Here is a 26,820-nt window from a genome sequence, read left to right as displayed (position 1 = left end):
TAGTTTTTATGAGATTATCCTAACATTCATTTCTAAGAAATAATGTAAATATGATTAACTTTGTAGCATGATTGAACTTCCTGTAATTCCAGTAAATCAAACTCAGCGCAAACCAGACTGGTTACGCGTGAAGCTACCAGTTGGAAAAGAATACCGACATGTTAGGAGTTTGGTTGATGAACATAAGTTGCATACCATTTGTGAGAGTGGTAATTGTCCAAATATGGGAGAGTGTTGGGGAGCAGGTACTGCGACCTTTATGATCCTAGGAAATATCTGTACGCGTTCATGCTCATTTTGTGCAGTTGCGACGGGTCGCCCATTGCCGGTAGACCTGGATGAGCCAAACCGTGTAGCGAATTCAGTGAAGTTGATGCAGGTTAAACACTGTGTGATTACCTCTGTTGACCGTGATGATCAGAAAGATGGAGGTTCGCAGATTTGGGCTGAAACTATTTTAGCGATCCGCAGAGAGAGTCCAGAAACTACTTTGGAAACTTTAATTCCTGATTTCAAAGGACAATGGGAGAATTTAGATCGTGTATTAGCGGTTCGTCCGGAGGTTGTTTCGCATAATATTGAAACAGTGAGGAGGTTGACACGTGAAGTTCGTATTCAAGCGAAGTATGATCGTTCATTGGAATGTTTAAGAAGAATTTCAGAAGCTGGATTGCGTACTAAGTCAGGGATTATGCTTGGATTGGGAGAGACAGAAGAGGATGTAATTGAAACAATGCAAGACTTATTCAATGTAGGTGTTGATATATTAACCATTGGTCAGTATTTACAACCAACCAAAGCGCATCACCCGGTAATTGATTGGGTTACTCCTGAGCAATTTGAAAAATATAAAGAAATTGGTTTAAAAATGGGATTCAAATATGTTGAATCTGGACCATTGGTAAGATCCTCTTACCATGCAGAAAAACATTTATTCGATATGCAATAAAATTAAATCCTTAGAATTTCTAAGGATTTTTTTTTGAAATACATTATTTTTAGGTTGAAACTAGAGGTGAAGAATTATGTTTTTCAAAAGGATTTTTTTTCCATTATTTATTTTAGAGCTTATTCTGCTTCTAGTTTGCAGCTTATTTTACTACCTCATCATTTCCAGTTGGAATATAAATCCTCCCGAGTGGTTAGCTTGGGTCATACCAGTCATTACTAGTATTGCTGCGGTCCTTCTGATCCGCAAGCCATTATTCGAAAGATTCTATTCTGATATATCCGAGATAAACTATGCTCCACTGATTGTTTGTCTGATCATCCTTCCTGTGCTTACAGCCATCTTATTTCCTCCCTTATCCAAATCAATACGTTATAATTTTGGAAGTGTCATTAGGCTGAATAGTGTCAATCAAGTCAAGCCCCATAAGAGTTCAATTTTTTTAGAATTAGATGATTGGTATGTGGATCGCTTGCAAGTAATTCCATTGCGGACCATTAGTGAACCCAATATATTCAGCTTTGGGAAGTATAAGGTGAGTATTTTATTTATTGTCCCAATCTTTGCTAGTGCAGATCCCTATAGGTCGCATGCGAAAGCTTGGTTAGCTTTTGATTATCATAAAGTATTCAGTAGGGAGGAGCTGAATAATCATTTGGATGATGAATTTGCAAATAATACGCTAATTCATTTTAAAAGGATGGATGTTCGAGCGTTTAAATATTTAGAAGCCTTTCCCAGAGGTCAAGAATACAATGTACTTATTCAAATGGCACAAGCGCATTCCTATTTTAAATCTGGTTTCAGTACTGTTTATAAAGGGCAGGATGTAGACCGGGATCTTTTAGCAATCCATTCGTTGCAGTATTTTCTATTTTTGCAGGTCATCTTTGGAATTCCAATGTTGCTGCTGGCAGCAGGATTATTGACCTATTTCAGACCCATCCAATATTAAGTGCTATAGGATTTATTTTCGCAAGTATTCTGTTTGACCAGCAATAACGGTTCTCAGGGTTTTGATATCGCGCAATTTTTCATTTTCTGCGGTCATAATATCATCTTCGAGAATAACGAAATCGGCATCTTTTCCTTTTTCAATGCTACCACGTTTCTTTTCCTGGAAGCAGGAATATGCTGCCCAAATGGTCATTCCTTTCAGGGCTTGTTCTCTGGAGATAGCATTTTCCATTTGGAAGCCACCTTTAGGGAATCCGACTTTGTCTACCCTTGCCACAGCGGCATGAAACCCATAAAGCGGATTATAATGTTCCACGGGGAAATCACTTCCAAGTGCCAGTAAACCATATTCTTCCAATAGTTTTTTGTAAGCATAGGCACCTTTGATTCTTTCCGGTCCGATCCGATCTTCTGCCCAGTACATATCTGAGGTAGCATGTGTAGGTTGAACGGAAGGAATAATCTGAAAGTCTTTGAATTTAGCGAAGTCATTAGGGGCAATGATTTGCGCATGTTCAATCCGCCAGCGACGATTCTTGCCATCTTTTAAATATTTTCCATAGGTATCCAGAATTATTCGGTTGGCTGAGTCACCAATAGCATGGGTGTTCACCTGGAAATTGCTGTTGGCTAATTTTTTAATGGTCTTATCGAATTCCTCAGGGCTTTTTAATAAAAATCCACTGGTTGGGGCATCATGGTAAGGATGTAAGAGACAAGCACCACGAGAACCCAAAGCACCGTCTGCCATTAATTTAAAAGAACGAACGGTTAATCTGTCAGATTCAAAAGTTCCTGAACGAAGGTATTCTTTAATGCTTTCGTCAGTTGCCATCACCATGGCATAATCGCGGATAGCCAATGAGTCTTCATTATAAAAGATTTTCAATGATTCAATCTGGTCTTTATTCAGTCCTGCATCGACAATGCTGGTCAAGCCCACCGATAATAGAGAATCCTGTGCTCTTCTTAGAATTTTTAATAATGCCGAGTTCTGTTCTTTTGGGATATGGCTCTGCACTAATCCCATGGCATTATCAATTAGAATACCATCAGGCAATCCTTCTTTATTCACAGAAATTACGCCTCCTTCAACAAAGTAAGCACTATCCAAGGCTGCTTTTTCAAGTGCTTTGCCATTGGCTAGAGCGGCATGATAATCTACTCTCGTTAAATAAATGGGAATATTGGGGAAGTACTTGTCTAATGAATCACGGGTAGGGAAATTTTTGTCTTCCCAAAGGTTTTGGTCCCAGCCATTACCAACTATCCATTTCTTATTGGGGTTCGCTTCAACATAAGTCTTTAGGCGTTGGATAACCTCCTCATACGATTTTGAGCCGACTAAATTGACTTCATCCATTGCTTCGGCAAGCATAAAGAAATGAGCATGAGCGTCGTAAAATCCTGGATAGATGAATTTACCTTGTACATCGATTTTTTCTTTAGCATCATACTTATTCAATAGGCTTTGGGATTCGCCGGTTTCAACGATGACACCATTATTCACAGCAAATGCTTCCACTGTTGAGAACAAGGAGTCCACGGTATAAACTTTAGCGTTGTAAACGATTAGGTCTATCTGTTTGTTGGTGGTGCAGCTAAAGAATAAGCTAATAAAAAATAGAAATATCAGGTTTGTTTTAATATTCATCATATTGTTAGGATGATACAAAAACAAATGTACTAAGAAAAAGCCGAAAAAGGCTTGAAATGAAAAAGCTTCTTTTACGGATAAAAGAAGCTTTTTCGATATTCAAAAATCAAAATATAATGAATGTTAGCAGTACTCGTCGAAAGCAGCAACTAGGTTGTCCGCGATCATTTGAGCAGGTCTGCCTTCAATCATATGTCTTTCTATCATGTGAACCAATTTACCATCTTTGAATAGGGCCATTGCAGGCGAAGATGGAGGGTAAGGCAACATATACTGACGAGCTTTATCTACTGCATCTTTTTCCATTCCGGCAAAAACAGTAACTAATTTGTCAGGATGTTTTTCATTTTTCACTGCGAATTTGGCAGCAGGGCGAGCATTTGCAGCCGCACAGCCACATACAGAGTTTACTACCACAAATACAGTTCCTTCAGAAGGAATTGCAGAATCCACTTCAGCTGCGGATTTAAGTTCTTGAAATCCAGCATCAACTAGTTCTTGACGCATTGGAGCTACTAAATATTCTGGATACATAGTTTTATTCTTAATGATTTATGCAAATATACTTTTAAAAGAGGCGATAGTCAAGATGATATCCTCAAGAAAATGTCAATTTATGCCGAATAATGTCACAATGTTTTGAATTGATTTGACTATCAAGTAATTTTGTGCTTCGAAAAAACAAAAAGGAAAACTATGTCATCATTAGAAACTACTTACGTTCCATACAAAGTGAAAGATATTTCTTTAGCTGAGTGGGGTCGTAAAGAAATAGAATTAGCGGAGGCTGAAATGCCAGGTTTAATGTCCTTACGCGCTGAATTTGGAGCTACAAAACCTTTAAAAGGAGCACGTATTGCAGGATGTTTACACATGACCATTCAAACTGCGGTATTGATTGAAACTCTTGTAGAGCTTGGTGCTGATGTATCTTGGTCTTCATGTAATATCTTCTCGACTCAGGATCATGCTGCTGCTGCAATTGCTGCTGCAGGAATCCCAGTTTATGCTTGGAAAGGTATGAATGAGGAAGAGTTTAACTGGTGTATAGAACAAACTTTATTTTTTGGTGAAGATCGTCAGCCATTAAACATGATCTTGGATGATGGTGGTGATTTAACAAATATGGTGTTTGACCAATTCCCTGAATTAATTGATGGAATCAAAGGTCTTTCCGAAGAAACTACAACAGGTGTTCACCGTTTATACGAGCGTATGAAGAATGGAACACTACATTTACCAGCAATCAATGTGAATGACTCTGTTACAAAGTCAAAATTTGATAATAAATACGGATGTCGTGAATCTTTGGTAGATGCTATTCGTCGTGCTACTGATTTAATGTTAGCAGGTAAAGTAGCAGTTGTTGCAGGTTACGGAGATGTAGGTAAAGGATCTGCAGAGTCATTGCGTTCTGCTGGTGTTCGTGTTCTTGTTACAGAAATTGATCCTATCTGTGCATTGCAAGCTGCAATGGAAGGATATGAGGTTAAGAAAATGTCTGATGCTATTAAAGAAGCAAACATTGTAGTAACAACTACAGGTAATAAAGATATCATCCGCCCTGAACATTTCAAAGCGATGAAAGATAAAACGGTGGTTTGTAATATCGGTCACTTCGATAATGAAATCGATGTTGCTTGGTTAAATGGAAACTACGGTGATTCTAAAGTTGAAATTAAACCGCAGGTTGATAAATACACTATCGATGGTAAGGATATCATTTTATTAGCTGAAGGTCGTTTAGTAAACTTAGGATGTGCTACTGGTCACCCATCATTTGTAATGTCGAATTCATTTACAAACCAAACTTTAGCGCAATTGGAACTTTGGACAAATACTGATCAGTACAAGAAAGAAGTTTACACTCTACCTAAGCATTTGGATGAGAAGGTTGCTCGCTTACACCTTGCACATATCGGTGTGGAATTGGATGAATTGACTCCGGAGCAAGCTGAATATATCGGTGTGACAGTGGAAGGTCCTTATAAGCCAGAAGCTTACCGTTACTAATAGTAGTATTTAGTAGAGAGTATTTAGTATTTAGTAGAGAGTATTTAGTATTTAGACCTATGGCTATTAGACTTTATACCTTGCTGAATGCTGAAAATATAAATAAGAAAGCCGAGAAATTTTTCTCGGCTTTCTTATTATAGATATTTTTTTACGGCTTGAAGACCGTTATGTAGTCGTTGTTGATCCAGTCCGGAGATGACTTCATAATTCGCCTTTAGGTTGGCTAATTCATCTTTCCAGACTTGCATAAAATGGGTTCTTTCGGTTGGGAAATCTCGTAAAGGATCATCCTCCCATGGAAGGTCAATGTCCATCAGTAAATAGAGGTCATATTTCCTCGTTTTAATGTCCTCAGTTACTTCATTTGGGGTATGTCCGAACAAATGGTCAGACCATATTTTTACGGTCAGTATGGTTGTATCACAAATTAAAACTCCATTCTTCGCAGTAGGTGTTAATGCTTCCTCCAAAGCAATCTGTCCGTAGTACATATTGACTTCGTCCTGCAAGGTATATTGATTGTTTAAGTTTTTACAATAAAATCGAGCGTATTCAGGAACACAAACTGTTCCTAATTCTTTTGCTAAATAGTTTGCCATGGTTGATTTACCCGTTGATTCAGGTCCAACTACAGCAACTTTAAGCAACTTACCACTTTCCTTTTCCATAGATTGGCAATATTACTGAAATTTTTGATAGGTTTTTTTCCAATCTCGGTATCCATTCCAGGCAATTATTGCCAAGGCCAAGTACAGTACTGCTGTTAGAATAAGGTTTTTATGTAAGTAAAGTGGGATATAGCATATGTCGACAAAGACCCATAATAACCAGTTTTGTAATACCTTTCGCGTCATTAAAAACTGGGCAACAAAACTTGTTGCGGTACAGAAACCATCAGCATAAGGAACATCGGTATCAGTAAATCTATCCAATAATAATCCAATTATGCCTGCCAGTACTGCGATTGCCAAAATGGTGATCAACATTTCTTTCGTCTTAAATGAGCTGATTGGTTTTTCATCCGAATGAGCTCTTTTATTCCAATAATACCAACCGTAAATGGCTGTACTCAAGAAATAAATCTGTAGAATAGAGTCACCGTAAAGTTTATTGTGGTAGAAAATATACAGATAGGTGAGGACCGAAATAATACTGATTGGCCAGTTCCAGATATTCTGTTTAGCCGCTAGATAAACACATAAGAAGCCTGTAATGGTAGCTAGCCACTCAAGGCCTGAAGTAAGAAGAAATTGTTGATATAATTCCTGAAGATATTCCTGCATCCTTTGACCTACTTGACTTTAAATAAATTTACTCTTCCCATCTCATTATTAAATATGACTGCATCAAAGATATCAGTCCAGTTTTTATTTTGCTCCATATAACCAAATGGACGCATGTCTAAATTATTATTGAGCCATTTTCCTTTTTTTGTTTTCTTAAAAGATTTGAAATCCAGGAAGAAATTTGGCACCTCTGTTTTGGAGAAAAGGTATTCCAATGTATTTTCCTTTGCCGGTTCTATGGGCCTGCTATTTTGCATCTGAACGGTGCCCATTTCACCTTTGTTGGCGACAAAACCTATGGAATATAGCTCATCTTTATATTTTCTGTAAATATAATCACCCATTGTGGTTTTATATGGAGAACCTGCATTTCTTGCATTATGTAAATTTGCTGCCCAAATGATTATTTTTTGATTCGGGTATCTTTTTTCTTTTAGCCAGATAATATTTTCGGCCATAACGGAATCACGAGTATATTCATTGAATCGGGAATCATTAACTTTTCTATATACCGCATTCGTCGCAACAGCTAGTTTGTTCCTCATACTTTGTGTAAGCAGTTCCATATCCTTTCCTTCCAACTTTTCCAGATCAGCAAGGATTCTTGCACCGGCATTGTTAAATGTAGACAAAAAGTAGTTTAAGGAATCAAGAGTTAGGTTTTCATTCCTTCCATAGAATTGGCTAGATAAAAGAGCATAAAATTTGAAAAAAGCATTTTGTTCCTCTTGGTCTTTAAAATTAATGTTCTCTTTCTCCATGCTGTTGTATAATTCAAATGGAAAAGTCTCTCGATCTGTTTGGGAGATTTCTTGATGATCAAAACCTGATACAATTAGCGGATGGGTAGATTGTTTTTGCTCATCTATATAGTTGATCAATGGTTGAACTTCAACTGCCCATCCCCATAAAGGAGTAATCGAACGTCTCAGTTCCAGCTTTGCATCTTCCTTATTTTGGATATTTTGAAATGATTTCTCCGCTAAGTACATGCTACTTTCAAATGCAATAACATTAAAACCTAGCTCTTGATGAAGAAACTTGACCAATTCAGATTTCGTCTTAAAGGCAGTGCCATCACCATGGGATTCCTCACCGAGTAGGACAATACTTGCATCAGCTATGTACTGCTTTAGTTTTTTCTTGTTTTGAATGAACTCAGAATTCTCATTAAGGTTCAAAGGAATGATTTCAGATTTTAAAGATTTTATCTTAGAAAGTTCTTCTTTGTTTTGAGCAAACAGACCAGAGCAAATTAAGAGAGAGGTTAGAATCAAATATATCTTCATAATTGGTTCAATACGATTGGTTTTAATGAATTTACTAAAAAATTAGCAAGGAGATAAAAAGGAGGTTGAATAAATTAAATAATTGAATGTAGAATATGGATAAATTAGGGGAGAAGATTTTTAGAGACCTAAGGAATTAGATCCTAAATGAGAGAGTGAGTTTTACAACCTTCAGTTTTTGGGGTTAACTAAAGATGGTATTTAAAGGGAAATAGAACTTTTGTAGGACTTATTGAACCAGTTTATTGGCGCAATTTGTACTAGCAAAAGATTCGGGTTTAGCCTTAAAAATAAAACCCATACCTAGGATATAGCCCATGGCTTCCTTAAGTGCAGTATTGGATTGAAAATTAGGGTTTGTATTGATGTCGGCATGGACTTCTAGATCGATTTGATATTGATCTAACAAGGGGCAAAGTTCATAAGCTGTTTCGATGGAATGCTGAACTTCTAAAAGCATTCTTTCTTTGATGGTCATGTTGTGGTTTTTTCTATCCTTATGGATAAACATGAATCCACTGCGGTGTTCCCTGAGGAAGACCACTACGGTTGCAAACTCGACAGTTCCACGTTTTACTTGAGAATCTGTACCAATGTAGACTTTAAGTTTGTTACCTGCGTTCTTCTCCTTGATGATGGTCTCCTCAACTGCAGACCATAAAGGAAGTTTTATTATCTCTCCGTTGTATTTTTGCCATTCCATAGTATGAAAATTTGTTTATTAAATTTACGGATATGTGTTTCATTATCTTTGTGTTATATATTAAGTAATTGCTAAGTATTTGTTTCTTTTTATTCTTTTAACCTATTCTTTATTTCCAAATGCAAGGTCTCCGGCATCACCTAAGCCAGGAACAATGTAGGATTTACTGGTCAATTCATTATCTACAGCACCGACCCAAATTTGTACTTCAGGAAGAAATGCACGTACATGTTGCAAGCCTTCCTCGGAAGCTATCACTGTTGCAATATGCAACTCCTTGATATCATAATCGCTCAATAAATCCTTGCAGCAAAGCACCAAACTACGTCCTGTCGCTAACATAGGATCAGCCATTATCACGATTTTGCCATCTAAGTTTGGCGTGTTTTGATACTTCTTATGGATTTCAAACTCCCCACTCTTTTTGGTATGTCTGAATGCCGCAATAAAGGCGCTATCAGCTGAATCAAAATAATTCAAAAAGCCTTGATGAAAAGGTAAGCCCGCACGAATTATGGTGGCAATAACAGGTTGATTGCTCATCAAATGCGTGTTGGCAACACCAAGAGGGGTGTCTACCTCGGAATATTTATATTCGAAAGTTTTAGATATTTCATAGGCCATAATCTCGCCCAGGCGTTCCAGATTTCTCCTGAATCGCATTCTATCTGTTTGAACCCCAACATCCCTTAGTTCCGCTAAGAAATGGTTTGCAATGCTGTTTTGCTTCGTTAGAATTGTGACCATGACAAAAAGTCTTGTTAACTACCAAAATAATAATAATTTTTTGGATTCTTTTGTTTGTAGCTCAGATATCTAGAAAGGGAATAAAATTTGATAACTTAGGTTAACGAAAGGCAATCTATGAAATTTCAGTTAACATCAGAATATAAACCCACAGGTGATCAACCGGGAGCAATCGAACAATTGGTAGCCGGCGTTGATCAAGGTGAAACCTATCAAACTTTATTAGGGGTAACAGGGTCCGGAAAGACATTTACCGTTGCGAATGTTATTCAGGAAACGCAAAAACCTACGCTTATTCTAAGTCATAATAAAACCTTGGCTGCCCAATTATATGGAGAATTCAAACAGTTTTTCCCAAATAATGCGGTGAATTATTTTGTATCCTATTACGATTACTACCAACCCGAAGCTTTTATCGCTCATACCAATACTTATATCGAGAAGGATTTGGCCATCAACGAAGAAATTGAAAAGTTGCGTCTGGCAACTACCTCTTCATTGATGTCGGGTAGAAGGGATGTAATTGTTGTTTCTTCAGTATCCTGTATTTATGGAATGGGAAATCCAGAAGATTTTTCTAGATCTATTTTTCGTTTTGGAGTAGGGACTACCATCAGTAGGAATGCTTTTTTACATAAGCTTGTTGAGATTTTATATGCACGAACCACCGCTGAATTTAAGCGTGGTACTTTCCGGGTGAAAGGGGATACCATTGATGTTTATCCTGCATATTTGGATGTTGCTTATCGGGTTTCTTTCTTTGGAGATGAAATTGATGAATTGAGTGAGATTGATCCTGTATCTGGAAGGACCCTAGAAAAGCATGAAACCCTTGCTTTATTTCCTGCCAATCTATTCGTTACACCGAAAGATAAGTTTACTCAATCGATTTGGTCTATTCAGGATGAATTAATGGCCAGAAAGGTGCAATTGGAGGATGAAGGCAAGATGTTGGAAGCAAAGCGCCTGGAAGAAAGGGTAAACTATGATCTGGAGATGATGCGTGAATTGGGATATTGTTCAGGAATTGAGAATTACTCCAGATTCTTTGATGGTCGAGATCCAGGAATGCGTCCCTTCTGTTTGTTAGATTACTTTCCAGAAGATTATCTGTTGGTTATCGATGAAAGTCACGTGACCATTCCACAATTGCGTGCGATGTATGGTGGTGACCGTTCTAGAAAGATCTCCTTGGTAGAACACGGTTTCCGATTGCCTGCCGCATTGGATAATAGGCCTTTGAATTTCCCAGAGTTTGAATCGCTGACTAATCAAACTATTTATGTATCTGCAACACCTGGAGATTATGAATTGCAACAAACTGAAGGTGTTGTTGTTGAGCAGGTTATTCGTCCGACAGGCTTATTGGATCCTGTGGTAGAAGTTAAGCCAGCTATCAATCAGGTGGATGACTTCCTTGAAGAAGTGGATAAAACCATTAAAGAAGGAGGAAGAATCCTGGCGACAACATTAACCAAACGTATGGCTGAAGAGCTAACGAAATATATGACCCGACTGAATATTAAAGTAAGATATATCCATTCAGAAGTAAAAACTTTAGAACGGGTGGAGATTCTTAGAGGTTTGCGATTAGGGGAGTTTGATGTCTTGGTAGGGGTGAACTTGTTGAGGGAAGGATTGGATTTACCAGAGGTCACTTTGGTAGCTATCTTGGACGCTGATAAGGAGGGATTCTTACGCTCTGAGAGATCCTTGATCCAGACCATCGGTCGTGCGGCAAGAAATGATAAAGGCCGGGTGATCATGTATGCCGATAAGATGACAGATAGTATGCGGGTGACCATCGAAGAAACCAATCGAAGAAGAGATAAGCAAATTGCGTATAATTTGGAACATGGTATTACACCAAGAACCGTAGGCAAAACGAAAGAAGAGATTTTGGAACAAACCTCTGTTGCTGACTTCAAAGGTGAACCTAAGGCTTATATTGAACCAGAGGCCGGTGCATCTGTAGCCGCTGATCCTTTAATCGAATACATGAGTGAGAAGGAAATGAAGAAAGCCATTGAGACTGTTAGAAAACGCATGGAAAAAGCTGCTAAGGAAATGGAATTCTTGGAAGCTGCTAAATTGCGTGACGAAATGTTCTCCTTAGAGAAAGCATTTGAAGAGAAATTCGGAGGAAAATAAGCATATGTTTAAATCTGGGGGATTTTTGTAGGTCTAAATACAAAATCCTCCAGTATGAAATTGATTAGGCAATTAGTCATATTCGCAACATTTAATACTCTTTCACTACGAGTCTAAAGGCCAATATTAATCCAATTTGAATATTTTCGCGCCTATGCCTTCAAATTCTATATTGATAGTTGTTTCCACATTACTTTCTTGATTATTCAGCATATCGGTCATTTTACTAAACCTTTTCAATTCTAAGTTCTTAGGGTCTATTTGAAAGCTGCTAGGCTCCTCTTTAAAATTAAAGCTTATCAAATAACTGTTATCCCCATCTTGCTTGAAATACACATTGCTGGTCTTATTATCCTTCATAATCGGCAATGGGCGAAAGCTTTTCCCATTTTTAATAACTTTTAATATCTCCTTGTTTTGAAGGATTGGTTCCATTTCAGTGTGCCATTCTTCTTTTATGGAAAAATCATCACCTAAAATGATTGGTCCAGCAACCACACCAGATAAAAACCTAGCCAAATTGGTAGGGTGGGATTCTCCAATAAAGACCAAATGATCGGCGTCGATGTAATCGTATAGATAAGTTTGCCACCAGCCAAAGGTTACTGAGTTTAAAGTGTATGCTGTTTGGTCAATTGTTTTCCAAGCATCACAAGCAATTCTACGCATATGGCTGTATTTGTAAGTCGCGATGGAAGGGGAGATAGCCGCATAAATTAGCATTTGGTTATCCAAGATATCATTGAGAAGTTTCATGCCAACAGCATAAGCTTGCATGCCGGTTTTAACATTTGGATTGTAGAACTTACTAGATTCAATTGCTCCATGCGAAAGGAAATCAATTTTTATCATCTTGAATCCACATTCTTTCAGTTTTCCAAGAATAAACTTCATCCTTGCCTGAGTACCCGGGTGAGTAGGGTCCAATGCACGCCCACCATCTAAATCATGATAGCCGGCTGCGGTTTTAGTCCACATCTCCCCAAAAGTATAATCTGAACCTTCTGCCTTACGATCAGGACCTGATCCATGCCCCCAATCAGTAAAAGGCGCCCAATATACCCCTGGTTCTAATCCAGCCGCCTTACAGTAAGCTACAAATTCTTTCAACTTGCTGTAATCACCAGACATACCTCCTGGAACCATATTGTCCCAAAAAGAATCCAAATCAATATAAGCCTTGCCATTTTCGTTTCTAAATTCTGGAATGTTATTCTTGAAATAATCAACTGTTTTTGTCGCATTTTCCCAGGATAATTTTGTTTGAATGACGCCCCAACTATTCCAACCCACTGGAGTTCCCTGATTCCAAGCTTTCAAATGGGGTTGATTCAGCTTTCTTTGGAACTTCGCGTATTCCTCCAAACCTTCTTGCCAATTTTTATGATAGGAGATTAATACCTTGGATGAGCGGATTTCATTTCCCGACAGATAACCATGCTCCATAGAATCGCGTGTAATGCCCACATTGGTATATCCATTTTTTAACGAAAGGTCAGTCTGTTTATTCTCTTGTTTGGCCAGGATACCAGACTTCCAGTTTGATTGATCGATGGAAGCGAGGATAAATCCAGATTGATCTTGTTTGTCATATAATATTCCGACCTCAGAACTCTGATAAAGGTTACTATCAAGGTCTTTCTGCTCATAAGAAATGAATGTATCATTATCAAAAGGCACAAAAACAGAGCTAAGGCTTTTATTTGATAGAAATGACCCATTGCTTAAGAGGAATGGAGTAATTGAATTAGAGCTGATATTTCGGCCTTTTAAAACCACTTCCATGACGATGAAGGAACTGCCTTCATAAAAATAAAAGTTTTGAATTGCCTTCGTCCCATTTATTGCAGGATGTTCGATGGAATAACATATTCCTATTCCAGCAGAATCTTTGAATTTTTGTTTTAGTGCCCTTCCGTTCTTGGATGTAATGGATAGCTGATCGACACCCTTTAATTGATAAGCAGATATGGCGTTCTCAAAAACAGGACGTTTGTCTTCAAACAAGGAGAAACTTCCTTTTTTCAAGTCATATTTGAATTCCTGATGTTCATTTAGTTTTACAGCGATTTGGGCGTGTAGAGTAAGGTTTGATAAGATAAATAGGCAAATGAGCCATAATTGATTTAGGTTTTTGAATAACATGATGATTAGGTTGATACAGCAAAATTTAAGAATAGGTCAATTCCTGAATTTCGGAACAATTTACAAGAATAAATTGACATCGATGAAAATATTACATAAAAAAATGAGGATTAAAAACCTCTTTAATCCTCATTTCTAATAACTTATCGAATTACAATAACCTCGAAGGAAATTGATGGATGTTTTCAATACTTAGTTGTTGCATCACTTGATATAATTGGGCTTTGAACATATTAATGGTATGATCAGCACCTTCATCACCTAATGCACCCACTCCATACATAAAAGGTCTACCCATAAAGTTAAAATCAGATCCAACTGCGTAGGCTCTTCCTAGATCAACTCCTGAGCGAATACCACCATCCAACATAATTTTTAATTTACTAGCATAACTGCTGTTCTGAGTCAAACGAATCAAAGAATGAATGGATGACTCGCCAGCATCAATCTGTCTACCGCCATGATTCGAAACAATAATCCCATCGACACCAATGGATATTGCGGCTTCCATATCCTCCTGAGTAGTGATTCCTTTCAAAACTAAAGGTCCTTTCCAAATATCACGGATGGCCTTTACCTTTTGGATATTCACTTTTCCGGTGAAAGTCTTATTCATAAATTGACCTAGTTGGGAAAGATCAAGTCCTTTTTCCATATATGGCTTCAAGGTTGCAAAATTAGGAATACCATGTTGCAATGTTTTTATTCCCCATTCTGGACATACCAGTGCCTGTAGGATGTTGCTGATATTCATCTTTGGCGGCATGGAAAGACCACTCTTGATTTCCCGATAACGTAGTCCAAAGGATGGAACATCCACTAGGACAACCAATACTGGGCATTCCACAGCTTTTAATCGATTTAATATATCATCACGCAGACGGTCTTCCGTAGGGTGATACAATTGAAACCAGGCTTCGCCTTCAGAAACTTCAGCAATCCGTTCAATACTACTGGTCGAAACTGTACTTAAGATATAAGGAACATTGTTTTTCGCAGCTGATTTAGCTAATATCTCTGGTGCATTTGGCCACATTAATCCTTGCAATCCGATTGGTGAAATCCCAAACGGTGCAGAATATCGCTTTCCAAAAAGTTCAACAGACATGTCTATTTCTCCAGAAACGTGGAGGTATTGAGGTTTTAGAAGAATGTCATCAAAATCACTTTCGTTTCTAGCCAAATTGAGTTCTTCATTACATCCACCTTCCAGATAATCAAAAGCAAACTTCGGAATTCGCCATTTTGCTTTGCGTTTTAAATCTGCGACTGATGGATAGCCTGATTTATAAGGATATTTTATCTTAACACTCATTTTTTTAAGATTTAGGTTGTGTTGGCGAAAGTACGGTTAAAAAAATGAAAAACCCATCCTGTGCTATATGCCTTTGAAGGAATTATCGCTTAGAAAAGTAAAATTTTAGTTATTAATCGATGAGCAGCTTTTGAACAACCGCACCGTTTTTCGATGTGCCATAAAAAAGAATGTAATCTACCTTCGTATTCAAGCCTGAAGTCCCGTCCCTTTGTTGGATGAAGATTCGATTGACTTTAAGTTGAACCCCATTAACCGTGGTTTCCACATAAGGATTGCCCTTACTGGGAATATTGAGATAAAATTTTTGACTAGGTAGGGATACTATGGATGCCTCATATCGATTCTTGTTGACAGGAATTGATTCAATACCATAGGCAAAGTTCTTTTGAATAACCGATAGAGGCTTGATTTCCCCATTCTTATCAAATATTTGGCGGTAAACTTTAATAGGATTATCCTCATCCAGTTTATTGTTCTCCAAACGGTTTAATGCATAGATAAAGGTGTTTTTTCCGCGATTATGCTGAATGTAGAATAAAAGGCCAGTTTTGTCGGTTGGCTTTGGATACCCTTCTTGGGCAAAAGCAATGTGGGTACTAACGAATATCAGTAATATCAAAATGAACTTGGTCATCCTAGTAATTTTGATGGGAAGTTACTGATATTCGCATTAATTGATAATGAAATTTAAGTTAAGGATTAATTTGTTCCTCCACGTCCTCCGAATAGTTTTGAAATTAACCAAATCACCAAAACGACTGCCCCTACAACTAATATAATTCCCCACCACATTCCGGCTTTAAAAATCCCTTCTATCAATGAACAACTACTAAAAAGTGATGTTGTCAATGCGAGTGCTAAAAATCCAATATATCTGTTCATAGTTCTTTTTATTTTACTAAACAATAAGAAGTCATAAAAGTTTGGTTTATCCTAACTCCAGATAAGATTTTTGCAGATTTTATCCCTTTTTTGGAAAGAGTTGATTCGATAAAATGAGAAGGCCGAGCTAATTTAGCTCGGCCTTCGTAGTTTATATTTTATAATACTTATTCAGCTCTTAAAATTTTGGCAGCTTCTACCATTGATTCTAATGCTGCTTTAGTTTCTGGCCAAGCACGAGTTTTCAAACCACAGTCAGGGTTTACCCATAATTGCTCTGCAGGAACTACAGCTTTAGCTTTACGTAATAAGTTAACCATTTCTTCTGTGCTAGGAACACGAGGAGAGTGGATATCATATACCCCAGGACCGATATCGTTAGGATATTTAAAGTCAGCAAATGCATCTAATAATTCCATTTGAGAACGTGAAGTCTCAATGGTAATTACATCGGCATCCATTGCTGCGATATCTTGGATAATATCGTTGAATTCAGAGTAACACATGTGTGTGTGGATCTGCGTATCATCATCAACATTTGAAGAAGAAACACGGAATGCACGAACTGCCCAATCCAAGTATTCTTGCTGATCAGCTTTACGTAATGGAAGACCCTCACGAATTGCCGGCTCATCAATTTGGATGATTTTGATACCTGCTTTTTCCAATGCTTGAACTTCATCCAAGATTGCTAATGCAATTTGGTAAGTTGTTGTTGAACGAGGTTGGTCGTTACGTACGAATGACCATTGTAAAATCGTAACTGGACCTGTCAACATTCCTTTTACAGGACGGTTAGTCAATGATTGCGCATATGCAGACCAACGAACAGTCATGTCTTCAGGACGGTAAACATCACCAAAAATAATTGGAGGTTTTACACAACGAGAACCGTATGATTGAACCCATCCATTTTGCGTGAATGCGTATCCAGCTAATTGCTCACCGAAATACTCAACCATGTCATTACGTTCGAACTCACCATGTACTAATACATCGATGTCTAGATCTTCTTGTAAACGAATAGTTCTTTCAGTTTCAGCAGCGATTTCTTTATCGTATTCCTCTTGAGAAATAGCACCTTTTTTCAAGTCAGCTCTCCATTTACGAACATCTTTCGTTTGTGGGAATGAACCGATTGTTGTAGTTGCAAATCCAGGAAGGTTGAATTTAGCTTGTTGAGCTTCTTTACGAGCATTGAAAGTAGAAGTACGTTTAGCATCTTCATCAGTGATGTTGCTAACTCTGTTTTTTACTTCTGGTTTGTGGATCAATGGAGAAGTACGACGGCTTTCAGCAGCATCTTTGTTTGCTTCAAAACGTTTTTGAGTTTCCGCATCTACTTCACCCTCAGCTAATACTGCTAAGTCTTTTACTTCAGCTAATTTTTGTTTAGCGAATGCTAACCAGTTTTTCACTTCAGCAGGTAAAGATTCTTCATTGTTTTCATTGTCTAAATCAAATGGAACATGCAATAATGATGAAGAAGGAGCAACCCAAACACGGTCTTTTCCTAAAGCATCAACGGCTTGTTTGATTTTTTTCAATGAGTTTTCATAGTCATTTTTCCAAATGTTACGGCCTTCAACAACTCCTAATGAAAGAGTTAATGATGCAGGAACTTTGGATAATATAGTGTCAAGTTGGTTTTCACCACGAACTAAGTCAAGGTGTAACGCATGCACAGGAAGGTTTACAGCGATATCTTCGTTGTTTCCTAATGCCTCGAAGTAAGTAGCAACGATTAATTTGATGCCTTTAGCAGCTGCAGCTAACTTTTCGAATACTTTTCCGTAAAGTGCTTTTGTAGCATCATCGATATCTAATGCCAAGAAAGGCTCATCGATTTGTACATATTGTGCGCCAGCATCAGCAAGTTTTCCAAGGATCTCTTCGTATACAGGAAGTAATTTGTCGATAAGATCGATGCGGTTAAAACCAGCTTCTTTTTCTTTACCTAATAATAAGTAAGAAATTGGACCAATCAGAACAGGTTTTGTTTCAATGCCTGATTGTTTTGCTTCATTGTATTCACTTAAGAATTTCTCTGAAGTAAGTTTGAATTCTTGATCTTTTACGAATTCAGGAACGATATAGTGGTAGTTGGTATCAAACCACTTTGTCATTTCCATAGCAGTTACATCAACACCATCTTCTTGGAAACCACGTGCCATCGCGAAATATAAATCTAAGTTATATTGGCGATCGATTTTGTTTAAAAGGGAGTTGTAACGAGCAGGAATTGCTCCAACAGTTAATGATAAGTCAAGGACTTGGTCATAAAAAGAAAAATCATTTGATGGGATCAATTCGATACCAGCATCCTTTTGAGTCTTCCAATTGCTTTCACGGATTTTCAGTCCAGCCTGCAATAATTCTTCCGCGCTGATTTTCTTTGCCCAGTAAGCTTCATTAGCTTTCTTCAGTTCACGGAATGCACCCACACGTGGGTAGCCTAAATTGTTTGTTAATAGCATATAGATCTCTACTAAATTAAAATGTTTCAAAAAGTCTTTGCTAAGAGAAGGCTACTAAGGTACCTGTAACCAGCTTATCTTTCCCAATCGGGGTAGAATGTAGCACCTTGTCAAGGGACAGGTTGCTAAGGCTTCATCGGGTCTAGTCCCTCTGCCTTTCTCTATAAGCGGTGGCTAAGTTATGGATAAGATTTATATTTTGCAAAAAAAAGATTTGTGACCAGAGATTTCTCCCCAGTAAAAACAAATTATTAGCCATTTTAATATGTCTCCATTCTATAATAATCTGGCCTAAAGCAATAGTGTAGAGGGAATACCAAAAAAATAGGGACAAAATTAATTTTGTCCCTATTCATTTTATTTTTGTAATCATTCTGAGAAGAACTCTTCCCAAAAATCTGATATTAACTCACTAATAATTTATATCCTTTACCATGGACATTCACAATCTCTACATTCGGATCTTCCTTCAAATATTTTCTTAACTTACTTAAAAAAACATCCATACTTCTTCCGGTAAAGTAATTGTCATCATGCCAGATCTTGATCAATGCTTCCTCTCGGGTCAATACATCGTTCTTTTTCAAACATAAAAGACGTAGTAATTCGGCTTCTTTGGTTGAAAGCTTTTGCTGTTGTCCCTTGAATGAAATAATCTGACTTGTATAATCGAAGAAGTAATCACCGATTTCAAATTTATCAGAAACTTCTTCTTCTTTATCTTTCGATGCTCTTTTGAGCAAGGCATTTATTCGTAGCAATAATTCCTCCACACGGAAGGGTTTGGTGATATAATCATCACCTCCCAATTCAAATGCCTGGGTTTTATCTTCCATCATTCCCTTTGCTGTCGCGTAGATGATAGGAACTGTTTGATTTATTTTTCGAATATCCTTTCCTAATGAAAAGCCGTCTTTCTTGGGCATCATGACGTCTAGGATACAAAGATCAAATTCCTCTTTTCTGAAGGCATCCATACCTTCTTGACCATCCTTACATAATACCACATCGAATTTACCCTTTAGTTCTAGGTAATCCTTTAATAACTCGCCCAAATTAGGATCATCTTCTGCTAATAATATCTTTTGATTCATAATTTCTTTTATTTATTATGCTACTTCCTTGGAGGCGTCCTTCAAAGGAAGAGTTACTTCAAATTGTGTGCCTTTATCTTTTTCGCTTTTAACTGATATTTTGCCGTTTAGTCTTTTGATGATATCATTGACATAACTTAGGCCTAGTCCAAAGCCTTTTACGTTGTGAATATTTCCCGTAGGAATCCTATAAAATTGATCAAAAATCTTTTCTTGTTGATCCTTGGTCATCCCCATTCCTTTATCTGCAACGGAGATTACAATGTTGTTCCCTCTATTAAAAGTCTTGAAAGTGATTTCTGGTTTTTCTTGAGAGTATTTAATTGCGTTATCAACCAAATTAAACATGACATTGGATAGGTGAAGTTCATCTCCAACCACCAAGTCATTAACTGCAGCCAAGTCGATATTCAAGGTTCCTTCTGCCTTATCCATTTGCAGGCGCATACTCTCCAAAACGGCATTCGCCAGAGAGTTGATATAAACATTGACGCGTTCAATTTTCAAGTTTTCCTTTTCTAAACGCGCAATATTCAAAACCCTTTCAATATGAGAACCCAATCTGACATTCTCATCATAAATGATATTTGCGAGTTTATTTACCCTTTTGCCATCAGCCGAAATTTCCGGATCCCGCAAGGACTCACTCGCGATCATAATAGTAGCCACCGGAGTTTTAAACTCATGCGTCATATTGTTGATGAAATCCGTTTTCATTTCGGAAATCTTCTTTTGCTTGAAGATAATGCTCAGGGTATAAGCGAAACATCCAATCAATAGAGCAAGCAAGGCCAAGATGGTCGGGAATAACCAATATCCCATGGTTTCCGCAATAATCCCGCCTTTATTTGGGAAGTGAATACTTAATTCACCCGGCGCATTGCCTCGGTCTCCTTGGAATAATCTTGCTGTATAGATCAATGGGTTGCTAACCTCCTTTAACTCTTCGTTATTGAATTGATACACCCCCTGAAATACCGGCATCTTATTGAAATCCTTGATTTCCATGACGAAGGATGATTTTATCCCGCGCTCAGAAAGCTCATGAATCAATAATTTCACCGTCTTTTTTCCATTGATACGTTCTGCCAAGGGTCTTTTGGATAATTCCATACCCATGGCCACATCAGCAATGACAGAGCTTTTTTTGCCACCTAAAATAGCAATCGTATCGTATAGGGTAGCAGCTTCTGTTAACTTCTGATTTCTTAAATTATTTAGTTTGATCTCCAATTCCTCAATTTTCCCAATGGATCTCGAGTCAATTCTTGGAGGTAATGTTCGGATTTGATAGGCAATGGCTTCCGTAGCTGGAGGTGAAAATACTGGAATTAAATACCGAGTACTATCATCCTTCTGAGCCACCCTTGGAATAACTTTTATGGCCTCAACATTCGTGAATTCACCAATGGTGTTATCAGATGTAAGCCCCTGTTCTAGAGTGATTCTGACTAAATGTTTATAATCTTTCCTTCGTAAATAGGTCTCGTAGAACTCATTACTAATGGGGACAGCTGGGAATTGCTGATTTAATTGACGCTCTAGATAATTGAAGTGGGTCGTATGTGCAAAAGCTCTTCTTTGCAAGGTTTTGATACTATCCTGATAACTTAACTGAAGCGCTAGTATTTTTTCATTCTTCTGAATTCTTTCCTGATCAATTCTAAACTTCTCCTGATTCAGACGTTCTTGTTCCCTAGCAAAATCATAGATCTCTTGGCGTTCGATTTTGTTGGCTACTGCTGATAGGGAGGCTTTAACCTCCTCATCGAATAATTTTGACTCCTTGATAAAGGACTCCCGCACAAAATAATATTGCATAGCCATTACACCTATAAGCGCAATGGACATCAGCCAAATAATCAATGCAATACTTCTTTTCTTCATTTGTTACAAAAGTAATAAGGGAAAACAGCTAATTTTCTCATTTAACACATTTTAACAGCGAAATTTTAGCTTTTTTAGCAGAAATGGATTTGTTTTGTTATAGAATTATGACTTAAGATACTGATTATGAAAAATTTCATCCTAATTTCCATGCTGCTTTTGATTTGGGTACTTCCTTCTTCTGCTCAAAATAATCAAAATTTTCAAAAAATGAAACCATTGGAACTCAAGTTGGATAAATCCAAGCAGGATAGTTTAAAGGCTTTCAAAATACCATTATTTGATTCTCTAAGTTCTACCATAGAGATCCCAAATGCATACAAAGGAAAGAAATTAAATCTGCAGCAAACACCAAATCAAGGGGCTATGGATGACAGTGTAATTCTAGAAAAGAAATTGACTGGCTCGGAGAGTGTAATGATGCCAGGAACCAAAAAACTGGGCAATAATTCCCAAAAGGATAAGTTTGAGTCCAAAGACGTTTTAAACTCCCTTATTCAGAAGTTGTTTCAAAAATATATAAACAAGAAAGCCTCATGTTAAATGAGGCTTTCTTGTTTTATTTCGTAATTATCTTACTTCTGAAACACGGATTGTATTTGTTCTACCTTTTTCATGTAATGGGGTAGAAGAGGTGTTGATAACAATCTGACCTGGTTCAACCAAGTGACGCTCTCTTAATAAGCCGTTTACATCTTGGATTGTACCATCTGTAGATTCGTATTTTTCGTAGATAAATGCTTTCACACCCCAGCATAAGCTAAGCGTACGCAATAAAGTTTTATTACCAGTGAAAACATAGATATCTGCATCCGGACGGTAACTAGAAATTTCCATGGCAGTATATCCTGAAGAAGTCATTACTGCGATTGCAGATGCATGAGTTTTTTCAGCCAAGAAAATAGAAGAACTACAAATAGCATCTGGAATTCGGGTTACAGGTACTGTTCCTAATTGTTCTTTGTCACTATAGTATGGATAAGAAGTCGCTTCAACATGAGTAATAACTTTTGCCATTGTTTCGATAACGATCTCAGGGAATTCACCAACTGAAGTTTCGCCACTTAACATCACAGCATCCGCACCATCAATTACCGAGTTCGCAACGTCATTAACCTCTGCACGTGTTGGACGTGGAGTAGTAATCATACTTTCCAACATTTGGGTAGCAATAATTACTGGTTTTGATAGGTTACGACATTTTTGAGCAATAATCTTTTGAAGGCCTGGTACTTCTTCCATAGGAAGTTCAACACCTAGGTCACCACGAGCAACCATGATCGCGTCTGTTGCTTCAATAATGCTGTCGATATTATCAATCGCTTCAGGCTTCTCGATTTTTGCAATCACTTTTGCGTGAGAACCTTTTTGCTTGATGATTTCTTTACATTGCTTGATGTCTTCTGCTGAACGTACGAATGACATCGCGATCCAGTCAGCACCATGGTCAAGAGCAAAGTTTAAATTATCTAAATCTTCTTCCGTTAATGAAGGAATTGAAACTTTGGTGTTTGGAAGATTAACTCCTTTTCTAGAGGTTAAAATACCACCATGAACAACTTCACAAGTAACTGTGTCTAAGTGGTTTGTTGATAAAACGCGCAATTGAAGTTTACCGTCATCCAATAAGATGATTTCATCTTCTTTTACGTCATTCGGAAAGTTGTCATATGTGATGTAGATTTTCTTTTCGTCACCAATTAATTCGTGCGTAGTCATCTCTACAGTACTTCCATTTACAAGAATGGCACCACCTTCTTTCATTTTTCCGATACGAATTTTCGGACCTTGTAAGTCAGCTAAAATACCTACGTTGAAAGGGTGTTCTTGGTTGATTTCGTTGATAGTGTTGATCACTTTTAGGTGATCTTCCTGAGAACCGTGTGAGAAGTTAAGGCGACAAACGTCAACTCCTTTAGCAATCATACGGGTTAAAACATCTTTTTTTGAAGAAGCCGGACCTAATGTGGCAACAATTTTGGTCCGCTTTTTTAGTTTATCCATTTAAATTAAATTTTAAATTTATATTCTTTTTTAAGTCATTTTCTGCTTTATTCTCCCCTTAAAGCAGTCGATTAGGTTTATGTGTATTAGTTACACTATCTTAATAATCCGCTAAAATATCAGATTTTCTTTAGATTTCAATATTGTTGGGTCTATTTCTTTTACCAAGAGTACTTCAGGAATAGACTTGATGTTTTCTAATAATGCGTCCAGATCTTCCTCATCGATATAATGTTTGATCATCAGGAAGTAATCAAAACTACTAATTTCAGGGATTAGGGCTGCGCCTTCCACCGACCGATTGCTCAATAAATAAAATTCAAACTCGAAAGTTTGATTATGGTACCTGAAAATATTAAAGTGATTCCGAAGGACGGGTTTATTTTTTTTTGATTCAAATATGATGTGATAGTCCAATTCATCCTTGGGTTTTTCTTTACTATTTCCATTATGGTCCAAATAATCTTCTTTCCCATAAACGAATTGCAAGCCGGTATGTTTGTTGATGAAATGGCAAAGTCGATAATCTCGCAGGACAGAACTGATGCCAATAAGGATAAAATCCAGTTCAAGGTCAAAGTCAGTTTCGAGTTTAAAGGTTATTTTGCTCAAGCCAATTTTATTTGATGATTTACAAAATTACGTTTTTGGTTCATTTAAGTTTGATGATTAAGTAAAAATATCATTAAATATGCATTAAGTTTGTAAAACTTTATTTGTTTTAGTATTATTGAATTAAGGTTAATTAATAAGGTGTTAAAACTTTATTTAGGATAACTTTGTTCTTTATTTAGTTTCAAAAGTCAAAAAGATTTGATTTTTGGGAATATTTATTTTTTCTTTGCACAGATTTATTAAACAATTAAACTAGAAAATCATGTCAGATATCGCATCAAGAGTAAAAGCAATTATCGTAGAAAAGTTAGGTGTAGACGAAAATGAAGTGACACCAGAGGCTTCTTTCACGAATGATTTAGGTGCAGACTCACTTGATACAGTTGAGTTGATCATGGAATTCGAGAAAGAATTCAACGTTGCAATTCCTGATGACCAAGCTGAAAACATCAGTACTGTAGGACAAGCAATCGCTTACTTAGAAAAAAACGTTAACTAACTAATTTTATTAGGCCAAAAATCATAAATGGAGCTTAAGAGAGTAGTTGTAACAGGATTAGGCGCACTTACACCTATTGGTAATTCCGTATCAGAATACTGGGAGGGATTAGTAAATGGTGTAAGTGGAGCCGCTCCTATCACGCATTTTGATGCGTCAAAATTCAAGACACAGTTCGCCTGTGAAGTCAAAGGTTTTGATCCGCACGTCTATATGGACCGTAAAGAGGCCCGTAAGATGGATCCTTTTGTGCAATACGCCATAGCATCTACCGATGAAGCCGTAAAAGACGCAGGTTTAGATTTCGATAAATTAGACAGAACGCGAATCGGTGTAATTTGGGGGTCTGGAATTGGAGGATTAACAACTTTCACTGAGGAAGTTGCTCAATACTCTAAAGGAGATGGTACTCCTAGGTTCAATCCTTTCTTTATTCCTAAAATGCTTATCGACTTAGCACCTGGACATATTTCTATGCGCCATGGCTTGCAAGGTCCTAACTTTTCTTCTGTTTCTGCTTGTGCATCGGCTACCAACGCAATGATCGATGCCTTTACGTATATCCGTACGGGAAGGTCCGACATTATTATTACTGGTGGCTCTGAAGCAACAATCAATGAAGCTGGAATCGGTGGATTTAATGCAATGCATGCCCTTTCAACGCGTAACGATGACCCTAAAACAGCCTCAAGACCATTCGATAAAGATCGGGATGGATTTGTATCTGGTGAAGGTTCTGGTGCCATCGTGTTGGAAAGCTTGGAACATGCCTTAGCGCGCGGAGCAAAAATTTACGCGGAAGTTGTCGGTGGTGGAATGAGTGCTGATGCGTATCATATTACTGCATCCCATCCTGAAGGATTAGGCGCTAAGTTAGCCATGACTATGGCGATCAAAGATGCCGGAATGGATTTCTCCGATATTGATTATATCAATGTTCATGGAACTTCAACGCCTGTAGGAGATGTGAGTGAAACAAAAGCTATCGTTGACCTTTTTGGTGAACACGCTTATAATTTAAATATCAGTTCTACAAAATCCATGACTGGTCACCTGCTAGGTGCTGCTGGTGCTGTAGAAGCTATTGCCTCTATTTTGGCAGTTAAAAATGATATTGTTCCTCCAACGATCAATCATTTCACTGATGACCCTGAAATTGATAGCAAATTGAACTTTACGTTCAATACTGCACAAAAAAGGGTTGTAAACGCTGCTTTGAGTAATACTTTCGGGTTCGGAGGTCACAACGCAACAATTATTGTGAAAAAGTATAATGGTTAAGATGTATTCATTTTTTCCATGCTAAACATTTAGAATAGGTAGTTGCATTTTCCAACTACCTATTGTTATTTAAAGTAATTATGCCCATCACACAGGTTTATAATCTTTATCTGTCCCCTAATCGCAATTACGTTCGGAAACTAAAGAACTTGCTTGGTTTCGTACCTGGCAATGTACGCCTTTACCAAATGGCATTCCGCCATAAGTCCGTAGCTGTCCTCATCAAAGATGGGGTCAAAAATAGCAATGAACGATTGGAATTTCTGGGCGATGCAGTATTGGGGTCGGTGGTCGCTGAATTACTTTTTAAACTTTATCCCTACAAGGATGAAGGCTTCTTGACCGAAATGCGATCTAAAATCGTATCTCGTGCCAACTTGAACCAGCTTTCCCGTAAGCTTGGATTTAATGAGATGATTGAGTTCGATGCTCGAATGATCAGTTATCCCAACAAACAAGGTTCTCTACTCGGAGATGCCTTTGAAGCTTTGGTTGGAGCGGTCTATCTGGATAAGGGATATACCTTCACCCGAGAGTTTCTTCTTTCCCGAATTATTAAACCCCATGTCGATATTCAAACCCTTGAAGTAACAGAAACAAACTTTAAGAGCCGCTTGATCGAATGGTGCCAGCACAACAACAAAGAAATTAGTTTTGTTCAGGTTGATAACCCAGAAGGGGAGTCCAACAAAATGTTTTCTGTAGTTGCCGTGGTCGATGGTGAAGAATGTGGCTTAGGTCGCGATTTCAATAAGAAAAGCGCGGAAAAAATAGCTGCAGAAAGAGCCTGCGAATTCTTGAAGATATTTGAAGAGTAGATTTGAAGAGTAGATTTGGGATATGAGATATGAGATTTGAGAAAT

The 26,820-nt window shown here is 37.6% G+C and carries 24 protein-coding genes and 1 riboswitch; of the genes, 8 read left to right on the top strand and 16 right to left on the bottom strand.

Going from position 1 to position 26,820, the window contains the following annotated elements; translation table 11 throughout:
• The first annotated feature begins 67 nt into the window (after positions 1–67).
• Together lipA and PZ892_RS15015 are read left to right on the top strand one after the other, a co-directional pair.
• Positions 68–949: a lipoyl synthase gene (gene lipA, locus PZ892_RS15020; protein WP_094257936.1), complete on the top strand. Its 882-nt coding sequence runs from the start codon at positions 68–70 to the stop codon at positions 947–949.
• Between the two features lie 76 nt (positions 950–1,025).
• Positions 1,026–1,904: a hypothetical protein gene (locus PZ892_RS15015; RefSeq protein WP_094257935.1), complete on the top strand. Its 879-nt coding sequence runs from the start codon at positions 1,026–1,028 to the stop codon at positions 1,902–1,904.
• 12 nt (positions 1,905–1,916) lie between these two features.
• On the opposite strand, the gene PZ892_RS15010 is transcribed toward PZ892_RS15015, so the two are convergent.
• The gene (locus tag PZ892_RS15010) at positions 1,917–3,563 is read right to left on the bottom strand and encodes an amidohydrolase (protein ID WP_220476809.1); all 1,647 of its coding nucleotides are present in this window, start codon (positions 3,561–3,563) and stop codon (positions 1,917–1,919) included.
• Positions 3,564–3,686: 123 nt separating this feature from the next.
• Entirely contained in the window at positions 3,687–4,097 is a 411-nt protein-coding gene (locus tag PZ892_RS15005; protein WP_094257934.1) for a BrxA/BrxB family bacilliredoxin, read from the bottom strand.
• Positions 4,098–4,259: 162 nt separating this feature from the next.
• Here PZ892_RS15005 and ahcY point away from each other — a divergent pair, with 162 nt between their 5' ends.
• Positions 4,260–5,576, top strand: a complete 1,317-nt coding sequence (ahcY, locus tag PZ892_RS15000; protein ID WP_094257933.1) for an adenosylhomocysteinase — start codon at positions 4,260–4,262, stop codon at positions 5,574–5,576.
• Between the two features lie 137 nt (positions 5,577–5,713).
• Here the strand turns inward: ahcY and PZ892_RS14995 are convergent, their stop codons facing one another.
• The 5 genes from PZ892_RS14995 to upp all read right to left on the bottom strand — a co-directional run bounded on the left by PZ892_RS14995 (position 5,714) and on the right by upp (position 9,604).
• On the bottom strand, positions 5,714–6,247 hold the full coding sequence (locus PZ892_RS14995) for an ATP-binding protein (RefSeq protein ID WP_094257932.1): 534 nt from the start codon (positions 6,245–6,247) through the stop codon (positions 5,714–5,716).
• Between the two features lie 12 nt (positions 6,248–6,259).
• Positions 6,260–6,862: a nicotinamide riboside transporter PnuC gene (pnuC, locus tag PZ892_RS14990; RefSeq protein ID WP_277711460.1), complete on the bottom strand. Its 603-nt coding sequence runs from the start codon at positions 6,860–6,862 to the stop codon at positions 6,260–6,262.
• Between the two features lie 8 nt (positions 6,863–6,870).
• Entirely contained in the window at positions 6,871–8,154 is a 1,284-nt protein-coding gene (locus PZ892_RS14985; RefSeq protein WP_277711459.1) for an erythromycin esterase family protein, read from the bottom strand.
• Between the two features lie 229 nt (positions 8,155–8,383).
• A complete protein-coding gene (locus tag PZ892_RS14980; RefSeq protein WP_277711458.1) occupies positions 8,384–8,857 on the bottom strand; it encodes a ribonuclease H-like YkuK family protein in 474 nt (157 codons plus the stop codon).
• A 102-nt stretch (positions 8,858–8,959) separates the two neighbouring features.
• On the bottom strand, positions 8,960–9,604 hold the full coding sequence (gene upp / locus PZ892_RS14975) for a uracil phosphoribosyltransferase (protein WP_094257928.1): 645 nt from the start codon (positions 9,602–9,604) through the stop codon (positions 8,960–8,962).
• A gap of 117 nt (positions 9,605–9,721) precedes the next feature.
• Between upp and uvrB the strand changes: the two genes are divergently transcribed.
• Positions 9,722–11,755 (top strand): excinuclease ABC subunit UvrB, encoded by a 2,034-nt coding sequence (uvrB, locus tag PZ892_RS14970; RefSeq protein WP_094257927.1) that lies wholly within the window; start codon positions 9,722–9,724, stop codon positions 11,753–11,755.
• Positions 11,756–11,881: 126 nt separating this feature from the next.
• Here the strand turns inward: uvrB and PZ892_RS14965 are convergent, their stop codons facing one another.
• The 7 genes from PZ892_RS14965 to PZ892_RS14935 form a co-directional block, all read right to left on the bottom strand.
• A complete protein-coding gene (locus PZ892_RS14965) occupies positions 11,882–13,900 on the bottom strand; it encodes a hypothetical protein (RefSeq protein WP_094257926.1) in 2,019 nt (672 codons plus the stop codon).
• Between the two features lie 151 nt (positions 13,901–14,051).
• Positions 14,052–15,215, bottom strand: coding sequence for an alpha-hydroxy acid oxidase (locus PZ892_RS14960; protein ID WP_094257925.1), 1,164 nt, complete (start codon positions 15,213–15,215; stop codon positions 14,052–14,054).
• Positions 15,216–15,327: 112 nt separating this feature from the next.
• Positions 15,328–15,852 carry a DUF4833 domain-containing protein gene (locus tag PZ892_RS14955; RefSeq protein ID WP_094257924.1) on the bottom strand — a complete coding sequence of 175 codons (525 nt, stop codon included), beginning with the start codon at positions 15,850–15,852 and terminating at the stop codon, positions 15,328–15,330.
• 65 nt (positions 15,853–15,917) lie between these two features.
• Positions 15,918–16,100: a hypothetical protein gene (locus tag PZ892_RS14950; RefSeq protein ID WP_094257923.1), complete on the bottom strand. Its 183-nt coding sequence runs from the start codon at positions 16,098–16,100 to the stop codon at positions 15,918–15,920.
• A 167-nt stretch (positions 16,101–16,267) separates the two neighbouring features.
• Positions 16,268–18,577, bottom strand: a complete 2,310-nt coding sequence (gene metE / locus PZ892_RS14945; RefSeq protein WP_094257922.1) for a 5-methyltetrahydropteroyltriglutamate--homocysteine S-methyltransferase — start codon at positions 18,575–18,577, stop codon at positions 16,268–16,270.
• 71 nt (positions 18,578–18,648) lie between these two features.
• Positions 18,649–18,747, bottom strand: a riboswitch (SAM riboswitch).
• 234 nt (positions 18,748–18,981) lie between these two features.
• Entirely contained in the window at positions 18,982–19,671 is a 690-nt protein-coding gene (locus tag PZ892_RS14940) for a response regulator transcription factor (RefSeq protein ID WP_094257921.1), read from the bottom strand.
• Positions 19,672–19,686: 15 nt separating this feature from the next.
• Positions 19,687–21,558, bottom strand: coding sequence for a HAMP domain-containing sensor histidine kinase (locus tag PZ892_RS14935; protein ID WP_094257920.1), 1,872 nt, complete (start codon positions 21,556–21,558; stop codon positions 19,687–19,689).
• A 126-nt stretch (positions 21,559–21,684) separates the two neighbouring features.
• On the opposite strand from PZ892_RS14935, the gene PZ892_RS14930 reads away from it, so the two are divergent.
• Complete coding sequence (locus PZ892_RS14930; protein ID WP_094257919.1) at positions 21,685–22,101, top strand: hypothetical protein; 417 nt, start codon at positions 21,685–21,687, stop codon at positions 22,099–22,101.
• Between the two features lie 27 nt (positions 22,102–22,128).
• Here the strand turns inward: PZ892_RS14930 and pyk are convergent, their stop codons facing one another.
• Together pyk and PZ892_RS14920 are read right to left on the bottom strand one after the other, a co-directional pair.
• The gene (pyk, locus tag PZ892_RS14925; RefSeq protein ID WP_094257918.1) at positions 22,129–23,562 is read right to left on the bottom strand and encodes a pyruvate kinase; all 1,434 of its coding nucleotides are present in this window, start codon (positions 23,560–23,562) and stop codon (positions 22,129–22,131) included.
• A 111-nt stretch (positions 23,563–23,673) separates the two neighbouring features.
• A complete protein-coding gene (locus PZ892_RS14920) occupies positions 23,674–24,174 on the bottom strand; it encodes an IPExxxVDY family protein (protein ID WP_094257917.1) in 501 nt (166 codons plus the stop codon).
• Positions 24,175–24,439: 265 nt separating this feature from the next.
• On the opposite strand from PZ892_RS14920, the gene PZ892_RS14915 reads away from it, so the two are divergent.
• The 3 genes from PZ892_RS14915 to rnc all read left to right on the top strand — a co-directional run bounded on the left by PZ892_RS14915 (position 24,440) and on the right by rnc (position 26,775).
• Positions 24,440–24,676, top strand: coding sequence for an acyl carrier protein (locus PZ892_RS14915; protein WP_079643602.1), 237 nt, complete (start codon positions 24,440–24,442; stop codon positions 24,674–24,676).
• 27 nt (positions 24,677–24,703) lie between these two features.
• Positions 24,704–25,957, top strand: coding sequence for a beta-ketoacyl-ACP synthase II (gene fabF, locus PZ892_RS14910; RefSeq protein WP_094257916.1), 1,254 nt, complete (start codon positions 24,704–24,706; stop codon positions 25,955–25,957).
• Positions 25,958–26,037: 80 nt separating this feature from the next.
• Positions 26,038–26,775 (top strand): ribonuclease III, encoded by a 738-nt coding sequence (gene rnc, locus PZ892_RS14905; protein WP_094257915.1) that lies wholly within the window; start codon positions 26,038–26,040, stop codon positions 26,773–26,775.
• Positions 26,776–26,820 lie beyond the last annotated feature (45 nt).

This window comes from Sphingobacterium sp. WM, from assembly GCF_029542465.1.
In the GTDB taxonomy this organism is placed as follows: Bacteria; Bacteroidota; Bacteroidia; order Sphingobacteriales; family Sphingobacteriaceae; genus Sphingobacterium; species Sphingobacterium cellulitidis.
The sequence above is the reverse complement of the archived record's forward strand: the minus strand, read 5'-3'. Positions and strand labels throughout refer to the sequence as shown.